Source organism: Actinokineospora globicatena (genome assembly GCF_024171945.1).
Classification (GTDB): domain Bacteria; phylum Actinomycetota; class Actinomycetes; order Mycobacteriales; family Pseudonocardiaceae; genus Actinokineospora; species Actinokineospora globicatena.
In genome coordinates this window covers 926532-942647 of sequence record NZ_JAMTCR010000003.1, presented here as the reverse complement: position 1 = coordinate 942647, position 16116 = coordinate 926532, and the positions used below count along the sequence as shown (strand labels likewise).

Below are 16116 nucleotides of genomic sequence, written 5' to 3'. Positions count from 1 at the left end.
TCAGGTACCCCTCGTGGTGAGTCGCGGATCGCGGGTCGTCGCACGCAGCGCTTCCCGGATGTCGTCGGTGATCTGCCCGGCCAGCACCCCGGCCCGCTCGGTGAGGTAGAAGTGGCCGCCGGGGTGCACGTGCACCCCGACCAACCGGTGCGCTGCGGCGCCGAGGGCGGCCAGCCTGGCCTGGCTGACGGCGGGGTCGTCGCGGCCGCCGAAGACCGACACCGGCACGTGCAACCAGTCGGTGTCGACGAGCGGGTCGAACCCGGCCATGGCGGCGAGGTCGGCGCGCAGGGCGGGGAGCACCATCCGCCGCCACAGCGGGTCGCCGAGCCCCTCGCTCGGGGTCCCGCCGAGTCCCGCGACCAGGTCGACGACCTCGTCGTCGGTCATCGCCTCGGCCACGGCGCGACCCCGGCCCGGGCGCGCCGTCCACCCGGACAGGCCGAGCCACACCGGCGCGGGCCCGGCACCGGCGCGCAGCAGCCCGGCCATCCTGGCCGCGACGGCGGCGCCCATGCTGTGCCCGAACAGCGCCAGCGGCCGGTCGAGCCCATCGAGCGCCCGGTCGAGCAGCGACAGCGCCATGTCGTCGACGCGCGGCGCCAGGGGCAGCCCGTGCGCCAGGCCGCGACCGGGGGCGTCGAGCGCGCGCACCTCCCACTCGACGGGCAGGTGCCGTTCCCAGCCGCGGTAGGCCAGCCTGGACCCGCCCGCGTGGTGGAGCAGGACGAGCCGGACCGGTGGGTGGGTCACCACTCGACCGGCAGTTCGCGCACGCCGTAGAGCACCATGTCGTGGCGGAACGGCAGCTCGTCGATGGCGGTGGGCACCCGCAGGCCGGGGATCCGGTCGAACAGGCCGGTGAACACCGTGGTCAGCTCGACGCGGGCCAGGGTGAGCCCGATGCACTTGTGGAACCCGTGGCCGAAGCCGATGTGCCGGTTCACCGCGGCGCGGTGGATGTCGAACACGTCGGGGTCGGCGAAGACCGCCGCGTCGCGGTTGGCGGCGTTGAGCATCACCAGCACCCCGTCGCCCGCCTTGATCAGCTGTCCGCCGACGACCACGTCCGCGGTGGCGGCCCTGGGCAGCCCGGCGTGGTTGATCGACAGGTAGCGCATCATCTCCTCGACCGCGGCGGGCATCAGCGACGGGTCGGCGCGCAGTTCGGCGAGCTGGTCGGGGTGCTCGAGCAGGGTCAGCACACCCAGGCCGATCATCTGCGCCATGGTGTCGTAGCCGGAGAGCAGCAGCAGCGCCGCCAGCCCCACCAGCTCCTCGTGGGTCAGCTGCTCGTCGCGCTCCTGGCGGATCAACCTGCCGAACAGGTCGTCCTTGGGGGCCTGCTTCTTCGCCGTGACCAGACCGTCGAAGTAGGCCATCAGCTCCGCGGCCGCCCGGGTGGTCTGCTCAGGGGTCGAGGCCCGGTCCAAGATGGTGTCGGTGAGGCCGACGAAGATCTCCTGGTCCGCGGTGGGCACGTCGAGCAGCTCGCAGATCATCGTGGCCGCCATCGGGTAGGCCAGGTCGGCGACCAGCTCGGCGCGGGTGCCGCGGGCGAGCAACCCGTCGACGAGCTCGTCGAGCACCTCGCGCATCCTGGGCCGCAGCGCCTCCATCCGGCCCACCAGGAACTCCCGGGTCACCAGGCGGCGCAGCCGGGGCTGGTCCGGCGGGTCGAGCTGCAGGAAGAACCCCGGCGGCGGGGGCACGTCCCCGGCCATGTAGCTGGGGAAGCCGGGGGTGCGCGGGTCGGAGCTGAACGTGGGGTCGGTCAGCACCGCGGTGCAGTCCTCGTGCCGGGTCACCAGCCACGCGGGCCCGCGCGGCGTGGCGACCCGGACGACGGGCTGGTCGCGGCTCAGCGACCGGTACTGCGGCGGCGGGTCGAGCGGGTGGCTGCGGGCCATCGGGAACTCGGGCACCACGGCGGTCATCGGTCACTCCCGTTCTGGGGCAGGGGGCGCGGCGGGGCGGGCAGGTAGCCGATCGCCTCGAAGTAGCGCAGGTACAGGTCCATCAGGTCGCGGTCGACCCGGCGGGGGGCGATCCCGGTCCCGGCCAGCGCGGCGGTGAGCCGGGTGGTGTCGAACTCCGGGCGGCTGCCCGCCAGGCCGATCTCCTCGGCGGGCCGGTCGGCGTCGAGCAGCGGGAGGTAGGGGGCGAGTTCGTTGTCCGCGCCGCCCTCCACCGCCGCCACGAGTTCCTCGCGCCACCGCCGGTACGGCAGCGTCCGCAGCGGGTGGCCCAGCGCGATGAGGTGGTCGACTATCTCGTCCATGTCGACGGTGCGCGCCCCCGGCAGGTGGTAGGTCGCCGGTGCCGCTCCGGAGAGCGCGATGTGGGCGATCGCCTTGGCGCAGTAGTCGACCGGGACCAGTTCCAGCCGGAAGTCGTAGCGCATCGCGGCGCCGAGCTGCACCCAGCCGCGGATCAGGTGGTTGATGAAGGTGTCGGTCGCGCACGCCCCGGTGTCCTGCGCGCCGGTCAACGCGCCCGGCCGGTACACCGACGCGGGCACGCCCCGGTCGCGGGCGGCGTGCACGAGGGTGTCGGCCACCCACTTGGTCTGGCGGTAGCCGCCGACCACGCCCTCGGGGTCGGGCAGCGGGTCCTCGGTCCAGGTGACCGCGCCGTCGACACCGGGGAACGCGCCGGTCGAGCACACGTAGTGCACCGGCTTGATCCGGCTCCGGCACGCCAGCCGCAGCACCTCGACCGTGCCGAGCACGTTGACCGGTTTCGCCTGCTGGTAGGGGATCGTCCACCGCGAGTCGGCGGCGTTGTGCACGATCAGCTCCGCGTCGGTGGCCACCGCGTGGTAGGTCGCGCGGTCCAGCCCCAGGTACGGCCTGCCGATGTCACCGGCCACCCCGCGCAGCCGGGAGTCGTCACCGGGGTGCCAGATGCCGTAGTGCTCCAGGTTCGCCCGCACCCGCACCACGACGTCCTCGGCGTCGCTGCCGCGGGCCAGCACCAGCAGGTCGGCGTCGCCGCGGTCGAGCAGTTCCCGCACCAGGTACGCGCCGGTGTAGCCGGTGGCGCCGGTGACCAGGACCGTCCGAAAAGGACCGGATGTGGCGGGGACGGCGTCCGGGTCGGGCCGCACGTCCTCGGGCAGCACCGCCTCCCGGCGCAACTCGTCCGGCTGGACGCCGCGGGGACCGCCGCTGGTCAGCGCGGGGTCACCGGTGGCCCCGACCATCCCGGCGAGCCGTTCGACCGTGGGGTCCTCCAGGAAGCGGCGCAGGTCCACCCGCACGTCGAACGCCTCCCGCACCGCCGCGGCCATGCGCATGACCGACAGCGAGTTGCCGCCCAGGGCGAAGAACTCGGTGCGCACCCCCACCCGGCTCACCCCGAGCACGTCCGCCCAGACCCGGGCGACCCGGGACTCGACGGTGGTCCTCGGCGCCAGGTAGTCGTCAGCCGCTGGTTCCTCCGGTCGCAGCGGGGGCAGGCTCGCGCGGTCGACCTTGCCGTTGGGCAGTGTGGGCAACCGCGGCAGCACCACGAAGTGGGTGGGCACCATCGCGTCCGGCAGCGAGGCCCGGGCGAACCCGCGCAGGTCACCGCGCAGCGTCGTCTCCCACGACGTGGCCAGTGGATCGTTGCCTAGGGCCGCGTCGGTGCTACCGGCTCTTTCGATGTCAAGGGGGGTGTCGGTGCCGCTCACGCGTGCGCCTCCTCGTGTCGAGCGGCGGTGGACTCGGCGTCGGTGAAGTGGGCGTTGACCGTGTGCAGCGACCCGTCCGGTGGCACGACCAGGCGCACCGTGCGACCGGTCAGGGCCGCGGCGTCCACCAGGTCCTCCGGGTGCGGGGCGGCCGAGTCGTCGACCGCCCAGAGCTCCCGTTCCAGGTCCCACACCGTCGCCTCGTCCGGTAGCTCCGCCAGCAGTCGCACCGCGGCCGCGTGGCGCACCAGTCGCCGGTTCGGGACACCGGTGACCACCAGCGCGCCCGGATCGGCGGCCAGGGTCGCGGCGAGGTCCTCGACATCGGCCCACGCCACCACCCCCGTGGGCGCCGCGGTCCGCGCTGGTCCGATGTGGAGGGTCGCGTCGAAGCGGAACGCGGTCAGCTCGTTGTCCGCCCGGCCGCGCTTGAGTTCCGCGCTGACCGCGCCGACCTCCGCGCTGCCCTCGGCGAACCGGTGGAAGAACCCGGGTGAGAGGCACAGCTCTGGTTCGTCGCGCACTTGCCGCGCCGTGGCCGCCCGCACCTCCCGCACCGGTTGCAGCACCGGTGCCCGGTGCAGCGCCACCGCGGTGTGGAACTCCGGCAGAGTCCGCACGCTGCGCACGTCACCGATGTGGATGACCCCGCCGGGCCGCACCACGCGGGCGGCCTCGGTGAGGACCCGCGTCAGGTAGGCGGGCCCGGGGAAGTACTGCGCCACCGAGTTGACCACGACCGCGTCCAGGCTGTCGGTGGGCAACCCCTCGAGGTACTCGGGCCCGCCGCGCACCAGCCGCACGTGCTCGGGCAGCGGCCGGTCACCCAGGCAGGCCGCCGCTGCGGCGAGCGCGGCGGGGGAGATGTCGACCCCGTGGTACTCGCTGGTGCGCTCGGCGAGACCGCGCAGCACCAGGCCGACCCCGACGCCGATGTCGGCGACCGCGGCCGGGGCGTGCGCGGCGATCCGCTCGACGGTGTGCCCGAGCCACTCGCGCATCTGCGCCGCCGGGATCGGCTCGCCGGTGAGGCTGCTGGTCCACCCGGCGAACTCGTCGCCGTCGGGCCGGTAGGTCTCCTGCCACACCTCGGCCCAGCGGCGCACGTGGGCCTGCTCGGCACCCGGGTCGCCGCTGACCACGGTCGGGGTGAGGTAGGCGACCAGCTCCGTGCCCGCCGCGCCCGCGACCGCCACCACCGCGACCGACTCGACGTCCGGGTGCCGCGACAGCACGCTCTCCACCTCGTCGGGCTCCACCCGGTGACCGTGGATCTTGACCTGCCGGTCGACGCGGCCGAGGAACTCCAGCACCCCGGTCGGGCCGCGGCGCACCCGGTCGCCGGTGCGGTAGAACCGGCCGCCCGCGAGCGGCACGAACCGCGCCCCGGTCAGCTCCGGGCGGTCCAGGTACCCCGCCGCCACCCCGTCGCCGCCGATCAGCAGCTCACCGGCGACCCCGACCGGCACGTCCCGGTCGTGCGCGTCGACCACCCGCACCGCGGTGTTGGCGATGGGCGTGCCGATCGGCACGGCGCCGTCGTGGGCCGGGTCGAGCTCGTGCACCGTGGACCAGATCGTCGTCTCGGTCGGTCCGTACATGTTGAGCACCCGGACCCCGGGCAGCTCGTCGAGCAGCTTGCGCGCCAGCCCGGCCGGGAACGCCTCGCCGCCGACCAGCAGCGCCCGCGCCGATCTCAGCGCCGCCAGCGCCGACGGCTCGGCGGCCACCGCCGAGAGCAGCGACGGCGTCCCCTGCAGCAGGGTCACCCCGTGGCGCAGGCACAGCTCCCGCACCGAGTGCGGGGCGCGGGCCACCTCGTCCTCGTGGTCGCGGCGCAGGTGGTCAACCCAGGTGAGGCTGTGCAGTGCCGCGTCGGTCGGCACGCCGAAGTCGATCAGGCAGGCGATCTCGTCGACCCCGGCCGCGGCCAGCTCGCGCAGCAGCGGCGCGCACGTGCGCGGTGAGCCGAAGAGCCCGGAGGTCTCGAAGTAGCGGTCGATCGCCTGCTCGATCACCGCGTCCACATAGGACTCGGCGTCCTGGTCGGGGAAGTCCTGTCCGGTGCTGGCGAACATGGTGCGCCACAGCTCGGTGGAGCTGCGCAGGTACGCGCGGAACGGCTCACGGGCCAGGGCGCGGGCCCGCGCCGGGTCGTCGGACATGAAGGTGTGCACCATCAGCGTCACCTCGCCGGGGCCATCGTGCCCGGCCTCGGCGCGCGCGGCCCGGTACGCGGCGATCTTGTCCGCCAGCGCCTCCGGCCGTTGCCCGAGCAGGTGCGTCAACAGGTTCGCGCCGCTGGCACCGGCTTTCTCGAAGGTGCTCACCGTGCCGACCGAGGTCAGCCAGATCGGCGGTTCCGCCTGTACCGGGCGCGGGAACACCCGCACCGGCACCTGTTCGCCGCTGCCGCCCGTGCGGGTCACCGGGTCACCGCGCCACAGCGCGCGGAACTGCTCGATGTGCTCGGTCATCACCCGCTTGCGGTCGGCGAAGTTGTCGGGGGCGAGCACGAAGTCGTTGGAGTTCCAGCCGGACGCGAATGCCAGCCCCACCCGGCCGCCGGACAGGTTGTCCACCAGCGACCACTCCTCGGCCAGCCGCACCGGGTCGTGCAGCGGCGCCACGGCGCTGCCGCTGCGCAACCCGATCCGCTCGGTCACCGCGGCCAGCGCGGCGGCCATCACCGAGGGGTTCGGGTACAGCCCGCCGAACTCGTGCCCGTGCCGCTCCGGGGTCCAGATCGCCCGGAACCCGTGCGCGTCGGCGAACCGCGCCGCGTCCAGCACCAGCCGGTAGCCCTCGCGGGCACCGTCGGCCCCCGCCGCGGCGGCGAAGAAGAACAGGCTGAACCCCAGCGCCCGCTCGGACCCGCCGACCCGGTCGGCCCGCACGAGGTTGTGCGCGGCGCCGTCATCGGCGACGACGACGTGCGCGCCCGTGGTCAAGGGCCACAGCAGTTCCAGCACCGAGATGTCGAACGAGGCGCTGGTGACCGCCAGCACCACGTCCTCGGTGCTGCACCCGACCCGCTCGTCCATCCCGGCGAAGAAGTTGACCACGTTGCGGTGGGCCACCCTGGCGCCCTTGGGCGCGCCGGTCGAGCCAGAGGTGTACATGACGTACACCAGGTCGTCGCCACCCGTGGGCACCCCGGGCGCGGTGCCGGGCAGTCCGGCGACCGCGGCCGCCTCGGCGTCGAGGTCGACGACCGGGCAGCTCAGCGGCTCGGCCAGCTCCGCCGGGGTGCCCGCCGCGGTGAGCAGGCAGGTGATGCCCGCGTCCGCGGCGATCCCCCGCAGCCGGGGCAGCGGGAAGGTCGGGTCCAGCGGCACGTACGCCGCGCCCGCTTTGAGCACGCCCAGCAGCGCGGCGAGCAGCCGGGTACCGCGGTGCACGCTGACCCCGACCAAGTCGCCCGGCCGCACCCCGGCGCCCAGCAGCCGGTGCGCGACCCGGTTGGCGTCGGCGTCGAGTTCGGCGTAGGTCACCCCGTCCCAGCGGTGCGTCGCCGCGCGGGCGTGCGGTGTGCGCGCCACCTGGGCCTCGAACAGGGCGTGCAGCGTGGTGTTCGCGTCGTAGGCGGTCACCGGGCCGTCCCAGCTCGCCAGCAGCCGGTGCTCGTCGGTGTCGAGCAGGTCGGTCGCCGACACCGGCGCGTCGGGGTCGGCGGCGATGGCTTCCAGCGCCCGCCGGTGGTAGCCCGCCAGCCGCTCGCACAGCTGCTCCGGCAGGGCGTTGACGTCGCAGTCGAGCCAACCCCGCAGGGCGCCCCCACCCGGCTCGATGAGGAAGTCGACCGCCACCGGGTAGTTCGTGTCCGCGACACCGGTGCTCATGCCGATGGCCGAGCTCCCGTCGCGGTAGCGGCCGCGGTGGAAGTCCATGAAGTTCACGTAGCTGGCCAGGCCCGCCAGCGGTGCGGCGTCGCCGAGGTCGCGTTGGATCTGCCCGAACGGGTACCGGCGGTGCGGCGCGCACGCGCTCTCCCACGACAACACCCGGCGGGCCAGGTCGACCGGGCTCGCCCCGGCGAGGTCCAACGGCAGCGGCAGGGTGTTGAGGAAGACACCGATCACCCCGTCGCCGCCCGCTTCCTCCAGCCGGGAGTTGCCGACCAACCCGGTCAGCACCTCGTCCTGCCCGGACGCGGTGGCCAGTGCCATCGCGTGCGCGGCGACCAGCACCGACTTCAGCGGCAGTCCGCGCGCCTGGGCCACCGCGCGCACCCGCCGCACCAGCTCGGCGGGCAGGTCCATGTCGAACCGGCGGATCCGCGACGCGGTGAACCCGCGGTCGGTGTCCACACCGAACAGCACCGTCGGGGTCGCCTCGCGCAGCGCCGCCGACCAGAACGCCCGGGCCGCCGGGTCGGCGAGCGCCACCTGCTCGGCCGCCACGAAGTCCCGGTAGGTCGAGCGGGGCGCCTCAGCGGGCCGGACGCCGTGGTAGCGGTCGAGGACCTCTTCGAGCATCACCACGTCCGACCAGCCGTCGAGCACCACGTGGTGCTCGACCACGGTCAGTTGGAACCCCGCCGCGCCGCACGGGTGCGCCACGAACCTCAGCAGCGGCGCCGCGGCCAGGTCGAACACGGTGTGCTTGGCCAGATCCACGAACTCGTCGACCGCCCGGGCCCGGGCCTCGTCGTCGAGGTCCCCGAGGTCCGCGCCGAGCTCGACCGGGACCGCGACCTCGGAGTGCACCAGTTGCAGCGGTTCGGAGAACCGCGCCAGGTCGACGGAGATCCGCAGTTGCGGGTGCCGTGCCACGGTCTGCTCGCACGCGGCGCGCAACGCGTCCATGTCGAGCGCGGCGGACACGGCCAGGCTGGTGACCACCCGGTAGACTGAGGAGTTCTCCTGGTAGGAGGTGTGGTAGAGCATGGCTGCCTGCATCGACGTCAACGGGTAGGCGTCGTCGAGCCCATCGGGCAGGAGATCGAGATCCGCGGGGTCGAGCAGGCTGAACGGCTCGCTGGCGGTGCTCTCGTGGGCGACCGTCCGCAACAGCGGCGCCAGCTCGCGGATCGTCGGGGAGGCGAACAACTGCGCCACGGTGAAGGTGCGGCCGTGGTCGCGTTCGAGGGCCACGCGGACCCGGATGGCCAGCATCGAGTCGCCGCCGAGGCCGAAGAACGAGTCCGTGACGCCGAAACCGTCGGAGCCCAGCACTCCCGCCCACACCTCGAGCAGCAGACTCTCGTCTGAAGTAGACGGTTCAACGGCCGAGGTCGACGCGGGTGCGTCCACTTCGGGCAGGGCAGCACGGTCGAGTTTCCCGTTGGACAGCAACGGGAGCGCGTCGAGCGGGACCAAGGCGGCGGGCACCATGTATACGGGCAAGCGCTCGCCCAGGTGCCCGCGCAGGACGTCGTGGTCGAGGATGCCGTCGACAACCACGTACCCGACGAGCCTGTGCGCCCCCTCCGCGCCCGCGGCCACGACGACGGCTTGGCGCACCGAAGGGTGCTCGAGCAGCGCGGCCTCCACCTCGCCCGGTTCGATCCGGTGGCCGCGCACCTTGACCTGGTGGTCGTTGCGGCCCAGGAACTCCACGACACCATCGGCGCGCCACCGGGCGAGGTCACCGGTGCGGTACAGCGTTCCGCGGGTCGGATCCGGGACGAACCGCTGCGCGGTCAACTCCGGTCGGTTCAGGTACCCGGCGGCCACTTGGACACCGCCGAGGTAGAGCTCACCCACGACACCGATGGGTACCTGGGCGCCGTCGCCGTCGAGGATGTGGACGGTCGTGTTGGCCACCGGCCTGCCGATCGGCACCGACTTGGTGTCACGGCCGGGCAGGCACTCCCACGCGGTGACGTCGATCGCTGCTTCCGTTGGCCCGTAGAGGTTGTGCAGCCGGACCCCGCCGGGTAACCGCTCGAAGAACGCCGCCACGGTGGCGGGGCGTAAAGCCTCGCCGCTGCAGAACACGTGCCGCAGGCCGCTGAGGTCCGCGTCGCCGCTGTCGACCAGGAACAGGTCGAGCATGGACGGGACGAAGTGCAGCAGCGTGACCCCGTGCCGCGCCACGGCGGCGGCCACCAACCGCGGATCGCGCTGCGCGCCGGGCTCCAGCAGCACCAGCCGGGCACCGGTGACCAACGGCAGGAAGAACTCCCACACCGACACGTCGAACCCGACGCTGGTCTTCTGCAGCACCCGGTCCGCGGCGTCGACACCGTAGTCGTCGCGCATCCAGGCGAGCCGGTTCACGATCCCGCGGTGCGGCACCACGACAGCCTTGGGCCTGCCGGTCGACCCGGAGGTGTGGATGACGTACGCGGTGTCTTCCGGGCCGATCGCGACCTCGGGTGTGCCGGTGTCGGGCAGGGTCGGCAGCACCTCGTCGACGGCGATGGTCTCCGCTGCCTCCAGCGCGGGCAGCCCCGACTGCGTCAGCACCAAAGCGACTTGGGCGTCGGAGATCTGGAACGCCAACCGCGCGGGCGGCGACTCCGGGTCCAGCGGCAGGTACGCCGCGCCCGCGAGCATGACGCCCACCAGTGACACCACCAGGTCCGTGGACCGCCGCGCGTGCACACCGACCACGTCACCTGGTCGTACACCCCGCTCGACCAGGTGCGCCGCGAGGCGACCGGCCTGGTCGAGCAGTTCGGCGTAGGTCAGCTCCCGGGTCCCCGCCACCACCGCGACGGCGTCCGGAGTCCTCGCCACCTGCGCCGTGATCAGATCGGGCAACGTGCCGGACAGGTCGAGGTCGCGGGCGGTGTCGTTGAAGCTGGTCTCGATCGCGACCCGCTCCGCCGCGCCGAGCAACGACAGCGATCCCAGCGGTGTGTCCGGGGTGGCGGCGACGAACCTGGCGAGGAACTCGCCGAAGCGCACGCGGTGTGCCTCGACCTCACCCGCGCCGAGCGCCCCCGCCGCGGTGCCCATCCCCAACCCGAGCGGACCGTCCGAGGCGCCACCGTAGAAGTCCACCGACAGCTCGCGCACCGGGCCGGACGACAGCTGGCGCACGTGCGCGGCGCAGTCGCCGAACCGCAGCTGCCCGTCGAACGCGATCACGTTGGCCACCACCGCGGGCAACCGGGCGGGACCACCGCCCGCACGCGTCAACCGGTGCAGCTCCTCACCCCGGAAGCGCTGGTGCCGCAACGCGTCGGCGATCGTGTCGGCCACCTGCGCGACCAACTCGGCCACCGACCCGGTCGGTGACACCGACAGCCGCAGCGGCACCTCGTTGGACAACATCGCGGGCGTGGTCAGCGCGAGCCGGGTCGTGCGGGCCCGCACCGGGAAACCGATCACCACATCGCCGCGGTCTGTCACCCCGCGCAGGTACGCGGCGAGCGCGGCGACCACCAGGGCCGACCAGTGCGTCGCGTGCGCGGCCGCCGCCAGGTGCACCTCCCGCATCGCGGTCGGCGCGTCGGCCAGCGTGCGCAGGATCTCCGAGGCCGGCTCGGCCCCACCGGACAAGTCCGGCTGATCCGGGGCGGCCGCCATCCGGTCCAGCCAGTACGACCGGTCGGTGTCGTGGTCAGCGGAGGCGGTGTACTCGCGTTCCTCTTCGGCCAACTCTGCCAACGCGCCGAACGGACTCGGGGGTGGCTCGGTGCCCGCGGCCAACGCCGAGTACACCCGCGACAACCTGCGCCAGTACAGGACCTGCCCGTACCCGTCGAGCAGGAAGTGGTGGTAGCGCAGGTAGAACAGGTGCCGCTCGTCCTCCAGCCGGATCAGGGCGACCCGCACCAAGCGGTCCACACCGAGCCGCAGCGGGCGCGCCAGGTCCTGGGCCATCCACGCCCGAGCGAGGGCGGGTCCGTCCGCCACCGCCGCCGGTCCGCTGAAGTCGACGACCTCCAACGCGGCGGCCCGCGCCGGGTCCACCGTGGCACGGAGGACGCCGGAACCGCTGTCCGGCACCGGATCCGGCCGCAGCATCAACGCCTGGCACTCGGCGCCGACCTGCCGCACCGCCCGCTCGAAGAGGTCGCGGTGCAGCGGTCCGGCCAGGTCCAGGTAGCCCGCGCAGGTGAACTGCGGGTTCCCCGGGTCGACCTCGTGCGCGGTCCAGACCTCCGTCTGAGCGGTCAGCAGGCGCGGTTCATCGGTCAACGTCATCCGCTGGAGTCCCCCTCGATCACACCGGAAAAATGGCCGTGGCGAACCCGTGCAAAATCGATGGTTGACGAACCAGAAAGTGGTTCCGTGGTTTTTCCCGAGCCCCCTCGGCCCTTCGAACGATACTCGGTCCGGGTCGTTCCGCGTCCGCCGTTTGGGTATTTTCCGACCCCTCGGGCAACTGTTTGGGTGATTTGTCGCGTCTGTTCGTGTCCCAACCTGCCGGTCTGGTCGGGATTCCGGTCACCTAGAGCGACGAAATCGCCACCAGGGCCGCCGCGACCGCTCCCGGGCACGCGTGCGGCGCGTCGTGCGGACCGTCGATTTCCGAATACCGCCATTCTGCGCGTTTCCGGGCATTCGCGGCGAACCCCTCGGTCAGGCCGAGACCGGTGCTGCCGGTGCAGAAGACGTAGTGCCTGCGGGCCGTGACCCCGGCCGTGGCCACCGGGTCGAAGAGCGTGCCCGTCGGGTGCGGTGTCATGCGGGCGGCCACCTCGTCGGCGTGCGGGCTGTCCGGGCCCAAGAGGTCCTCCGGGGCGAACAGCCAGGGGATCCGGTCCGGCGTGCCCGCCTCCGCCATGGCCGCCTCCGCCGCCTGCACGAATCCCTGCCCCAGCACGTCCGCGCAGCTCTGACCGTCATGGGGGACCAGGGCGTCCAGGTAGACGAGGTCGCTGACCCGGCCGGGGCGGTGGTGGGCGGCGCCGGTGATGGGGATGCCGCCGTAGGAGTGGCCCACCAGCACCACGTCGTGGAGGTCGTGGTGGTCGAGGACGTGGACCACGTCCTCGACGTGGGTCCGCATGGTGATACCGGCGGGCGGCTCGTGGGCGCGCTCACCCAGGCCCGCCAGGGTGGGGGCGAAGACCCGCGCCGTGCCCAGGAGCGGGATCACAGCCTGCCAACACCACGCGCCACCCCAACCGCCGTGCACCAGGACAATGGGTCTCATGGTGTGACACTTTCCGGCGATCGGTGTCGGTGTCAACGGCCCGACCGCTCGCGAGCGCCAGAGCGGAAATCTCAGAGCGGACATTTCACCGGCGAACGCGGGAAGCGAAAGCCGCCTCGCGGCGAAGGTGGGCGCCGCGGTGCCCGCGGGATTCCGCCGCGCCTCGGGTATCGGCGTCCATCAGGGTCGAGGGTGGTTTCGTTCGGGTGAACCAGGGTCTGTGGATCTTGGCTTGCGCGGTGCTCCGGATAGAGGGTGGGGGAGCGCATCCGGCCGAGAGGGGAACGGTTATGGGCGAGCGGGCAGCGGTTCGGGCGCCGGGGGCCTGGCCGGTTCTGGGGCACGCCCCGGCGTTGATGCGGCGGCCGTTGGCGTTCCTGTCGTCGCTGCCTGACCGGGGGCCGTTGGTGGAGGTCCGGTTGGGGCCGTTGCCCGCCTACGTCGTGACCACGCCGGAGTTGGCCAGGCAGGTGCTGGTGACCGGGTCGCAGGACTTCGAGCGGGGGCGGTTCTCCCGCAAGCTGACCAGGACGCTGGGGTCCGGGCTGGCGACCTCCACCGGCCAGGAACACCGCACCCAGCGCCGGATGCTGCAACCGGCGTTCAGCCGGACCGCTGTGGCCGCTTGTGCGGAGCCGATGCGCGCGGCGGCCGAGTCGGTGCTGTCGGGCTGGACCGCCGGGCAGGTCATCGACGTCAACCAGGCCATGGACGCCTACTCCTCGGATGTGGTGGCGCGCAGCCTGTTCGGCTCCGATGTCGCTGCCCCGGCGGCGGCCGAGTTCCGCCAGTCCCTGCCCGGTTTGTTGCGGGACATGGTCAACCGCACGATCCTGCCCGAGTGGTGGGCGGGTTTGCCGACGCCCGGCAACCGCCGGGCCGCGCAGGCCCTGGCCCGGGTCGACGCCGCCGCATACGCCGCGATCACCGCCTACCGGGCCGCCGACCGGGACGAGGGCGATCTGCTCTCCCTGCTCATCGCCGCCCGCGACGAGGACGGGAGCGGTCTCGGCGACACCCAGATCCGGGACCAGATGATCACCTTCACCCTGGCCGGGGTCGAGACCACCAGCGCCGCCCTGGCCTGGTTCTTCCACGAACTCGCCCACCACCCCGACATCGAACGCCGCGTCCTCGCCGAGATCGACACCGTCCTCGGCACCCGCGAACCGACCTTGGACGACCTGCCCGCCCTCACCGAGACCACCCACGCCCTGCTGGAGAGCACCCGCCTCTACGCGTCCTGGATCCAGATGCGCCGCGCCATCCGCCCCGTGGTGCTCGACGGCGTCGAACTCCCCGCGGGCACCGAGGTCATCTACAGCCCCTACCTGCTGCACCACGACCCGCGCTGGTTCCCCAACCCCGAGGCCTTCGACCCCGACCGCTGGAACCCCGACCGCGCGAGCGTCATCCCCAACGGCGCCTACCTGGCCTTCAGCGCGGGCATCCACAAGTGCATCGGCGAGAGCTTCGCCTTCCTGGAAACCACCATGCTCGCCACCATGACCTGCCAACGCTGGCGCCTACGCCCAGTACCAGGCGTCCCGGTCCGCCCAGTCGCCACCGGCGTGGTCCACCCCAAGGGCCTTGTCATGACCCTGACCCCGCGGTAACCCGTTGTTGCCACCGTGATCCGGCCCTGCCGTGACTGGCGGTCATCGGAGTCCTGGGTACGCGGTCAGCCTTGGACGGATCCCGTCGCGTCACGGTCCTCGGCCAGGGTGAGCACGTGCTCCAGGCTGCTGACGGCGATGGCGCGCCGCACCACGCTGCCCTGCGGGGTGATCACGAGTAAGCGGCTGCCGGTGGCCTGCGCCCGTTGGGTGGCCTTGACCAGGACGGCGAGCCCTGCCGAGGCCAGGAAGGTCACGTCGGTGAGGTCGACGACCACCACCGGGGGAGCGGGTTCCTGGGCGGTCCGGAGGGCGTCGGTCAGGGTCGGTGCGGTGCCCATGTCGATCTCACCCCGCGCGTGCAGGACGGTGTGGTCGTGGGTCCGCTCGATGGACACCGTGAACAGGGTGGACATGCCGGTGCCTCCAGTCCGCGCAGTGGGGGCAGTTGGCTCCCCAACCGCCCGGATAGGTGACCCGAGCCTATCCATTCATGTTTCATGACGCATGATTGACCGGCCACCTCCGCACGCGAGCCATCTCACGTCGAGCCGGGCCGTGCCGCAGCCGGGCGAGGTTGGCACGCCCCGTCGAACGGGTGTCCAGGGGTGTGGCAGCGATGTTCGAAGGGTTCTCCGAGTCGACGGTCGACGTGGGTGCGGCGCGCGTGTTCCTGCGTCACGGTGGGAGCGGGCCACCGGTGCTGTCGTTGCACGGCCATCCCCGGACGTCCGCGACGTGGCGCCGGTGCTGGTCGAGAAGGGACACACGGTGGTGTGTCCTGACCTGCGCGGCTATGGCAGGTCGCGGGGACCCGCGCCGACCGCGGATCACTCGGCGCACGCCAAGCGCGCGGTGGCGGACGACATGGTGTCGGTGATGCGTGCTCTCGGCCATGACCGGTTCGCCGTCGCGGGGCATGACCGGGGGAGTGCTGTCGCGCTGCGTCTGGCCCTTGACCACCCCGACACCGTCACCCGGGTCGCGTTCCTCGACGGTCTACCGATCAGCGAGCACCTGTCCCGGATCACGGCGCGGTTCGCGACCCAGTGGTGGCACTGGTTCTTCTTCGCCCAGCCTGAGATCCCGGAACGGGTCATCACCGCCGACCCGGACCGCTGGTACCACGGCGACCCCGAGTCGATGGGCGTCGAGAACCACGCCGAGTGGCGAGCCGCCACCCGCGACCCCGCCGTGGTCCGGGCCATGCTGGAGGACTACCGAGCGGGCCTGACCATCGACCGTGCCCACGAGGAGGCCGACCGCGAAGCGGGACGGCGCCTGCGGTGCCCGGTGCTGGTCCTGTGGTCCACTCGCGACGACCTCGAGGACCTCTACGGCGACCCCCGAGCCATCTGGCGTGACTGGGCGGACGACGTGCACGGGCACGGCGTCGACTCCGGCCACCGCATGGCCGAGGAAGCCCCCACCGAACTCGCCACCGCCCTGACCGCGTTCTTCCGCGCCTGACCACCAGGTTCAACACGCCGTTCACCCGACCCGGGCACAAGGACGGGCGCGGCGCTGATCCTCGGGTGCGGGCGGCGCTCACCGAGGCCGCCAGGTCGCTGCCACGACCACCCCAGGTCGACCTGCCGTCACTGGGCGAGCTAGAACCGGACACCGTGATGCTGCCCAGGGACGCCTTCTTCGCCCGCACCGAGGACATACCCCGCCCGCGAAGCCATGGGTAGACCTCGCCTGCGGCTCCAACTCGCGGCTACGAGCCTTCGCCGATGCCCAGGCGGGAGAAAGCGCTTACCGCGA

Annotated in this window: 8 protein-coding genes; 2 read left to right on the top strand and 6 right to left on the bottom strand. The window is 72.8% G+C overall.

Annotated elements, in window-relative coordinates; translation table 11 throughout:
- The 5 genes from LV79_RS17585 to LV79_RS17565 all read right to left on the bottom strand — a co-directional run bounded on the left by LV79_RS17585 (position 1) and on the right by LV79_RS17565 (position 12733).
- The gene (locus tag LV79_RS17585; RefSeq protein ID WP_253838057.1) at positions 1-753 is read right to left on the bottom strand and encodes a thioesterase II family protein; all 753 of its coding nucleotides are present in this window, start codon (positions 751-753) and stop codon (positions 1-3) included.
- Positions 750-1937: a cytochrome P450 gene (locus LV79_RS17580; RefSeq protein WP_253838055.1), complete on the bottom strand. Its 1188-nt coding sequence runs from the start codon at positions 1935-1937 to the stop codon at positions 750-752. The genes LV79_RS17585 and LV79_RS17580 overlap by 4 nt, the downstream gene beginning before the upstream one ends.
- Complete coding sequence (locus tag LV79_RS17575; protein ID WP_253838053.1) at positions 1934-3676, bottom strand: thioester reductase domain-containing protein; 1743 nt, start codon at positions 3674-3676, stop codon at positions 1934-1936. Before LV79_RS17575 ends, LV79_RS17580 begins: the two co-directional genes overlap by 4 nt.
- On the bottom strand, positions 3673-11778 hold the full coding sequence (locus tag LV79_RS17570; RefSeq protein WP_253838051.1) for a non-ribosomal peptide synthetase: 8106 nt from the start codon (positions 11776-11778) through the stop codon (positions 3673-3675). The genes LV79_RS17575 and LV79_RS17570 overlap by 4 nt, the downstream gene beginning before the upstream one ends.
- A gap of 247 nt (positions 11779-12025) precedes the next feature.
- Positions 12026-12733, bottom strand: coding sequence for an alpha/beta hydrolase (locus LV79_RS17565; protein ID WP_253838046.1), 708 nt, complete (start codon positions 12731-12733; stop codon positions 12026-12028).
- A 290-nt stretch (positions 12734-13023) separates the two neighbouring features.
- Between LV79_RS17565 and LV79_RS17560 the strand changes: the two genes are divergently transcribed.
- Positions 13024-14349, top strand: coding sequence for a cytochrome P450 (locus tag LV79_RS17560; protein ID WP_253838044.1), 1326 nt, complete (start codon positions 13024-13026; stop codon positions 14347-14349).
- Positions 14350-14414: 65 nt separating this feature from the next.
- On the opposite strand, the gene LV79_RS17555 is transcribed toward LV79_RS17560, so the two are convergent.
- Complete coding sequence (locus tag LV79_RS17555; RefSeq protein WP_253838043.1) at positions 14415-14765, bottom strand: STAS domain-containing protein; 351 nt, start codon at positions 14763-14765, stop codon at positions 14415-14417.
- Positions 14766-15096: 331 nt separating this feature from the next.
- Between LV79_RS17555 and LV79_RS17550 the strand changes: the two genes are divergently transcribed.
- Entirely contained in the window at positions 15097-15819 is a 723-nt protein-coding gene (locus tag LV79_RS17550; protein WP_308208942.1) for an alpha/beta fold hydrolase, read from the top strand.
- Positions 15820-16116 lie beyond the last annotated feature (297 nt).

What these genes read in the sequence shown, in the direction of transcription:
- LV79_RS17565 (WP_253838046.1), bottom strand. Translation starts at nt 12,733, where the DNA reads ATGAGACCCATTGTCCTGGTGCACGGCGGTTGGGGTGGCGCGTGGTGT.
- LV79_RS17580 (WP_253838055.1), bottom strand. Translation starts at nt 1,937, where the DNA reads ATGACCGCCGTGGTGCCCGAGTTCCCGATGGCCCGCAGCCACCCGCTC.
- LV79_RS17570 (WP_253838051.1), bottom strand. Translation starts at nt 11,778, where the DNA reads ATGACGTTGACCGATGAACCGCGCCTGCTGACCGCTCAGACGGAGGTC.
- LV79_RS17555 (WP_253838043.1), bottom strand. Translation starts at nt 14,765, where the DNA reads ATGTCCACCCTGTTCACGGTGTCCATCGAGCGGACCCACGACCACACC.
- LV79_RS17560 (WP_253838044.1), top strand. Translation starts at nt 13,024, where the DNA reads ATGGGCGAGCGGGCAGCGGTTCGGGCGCCGGGGGCCTGGCCGGTTCTG.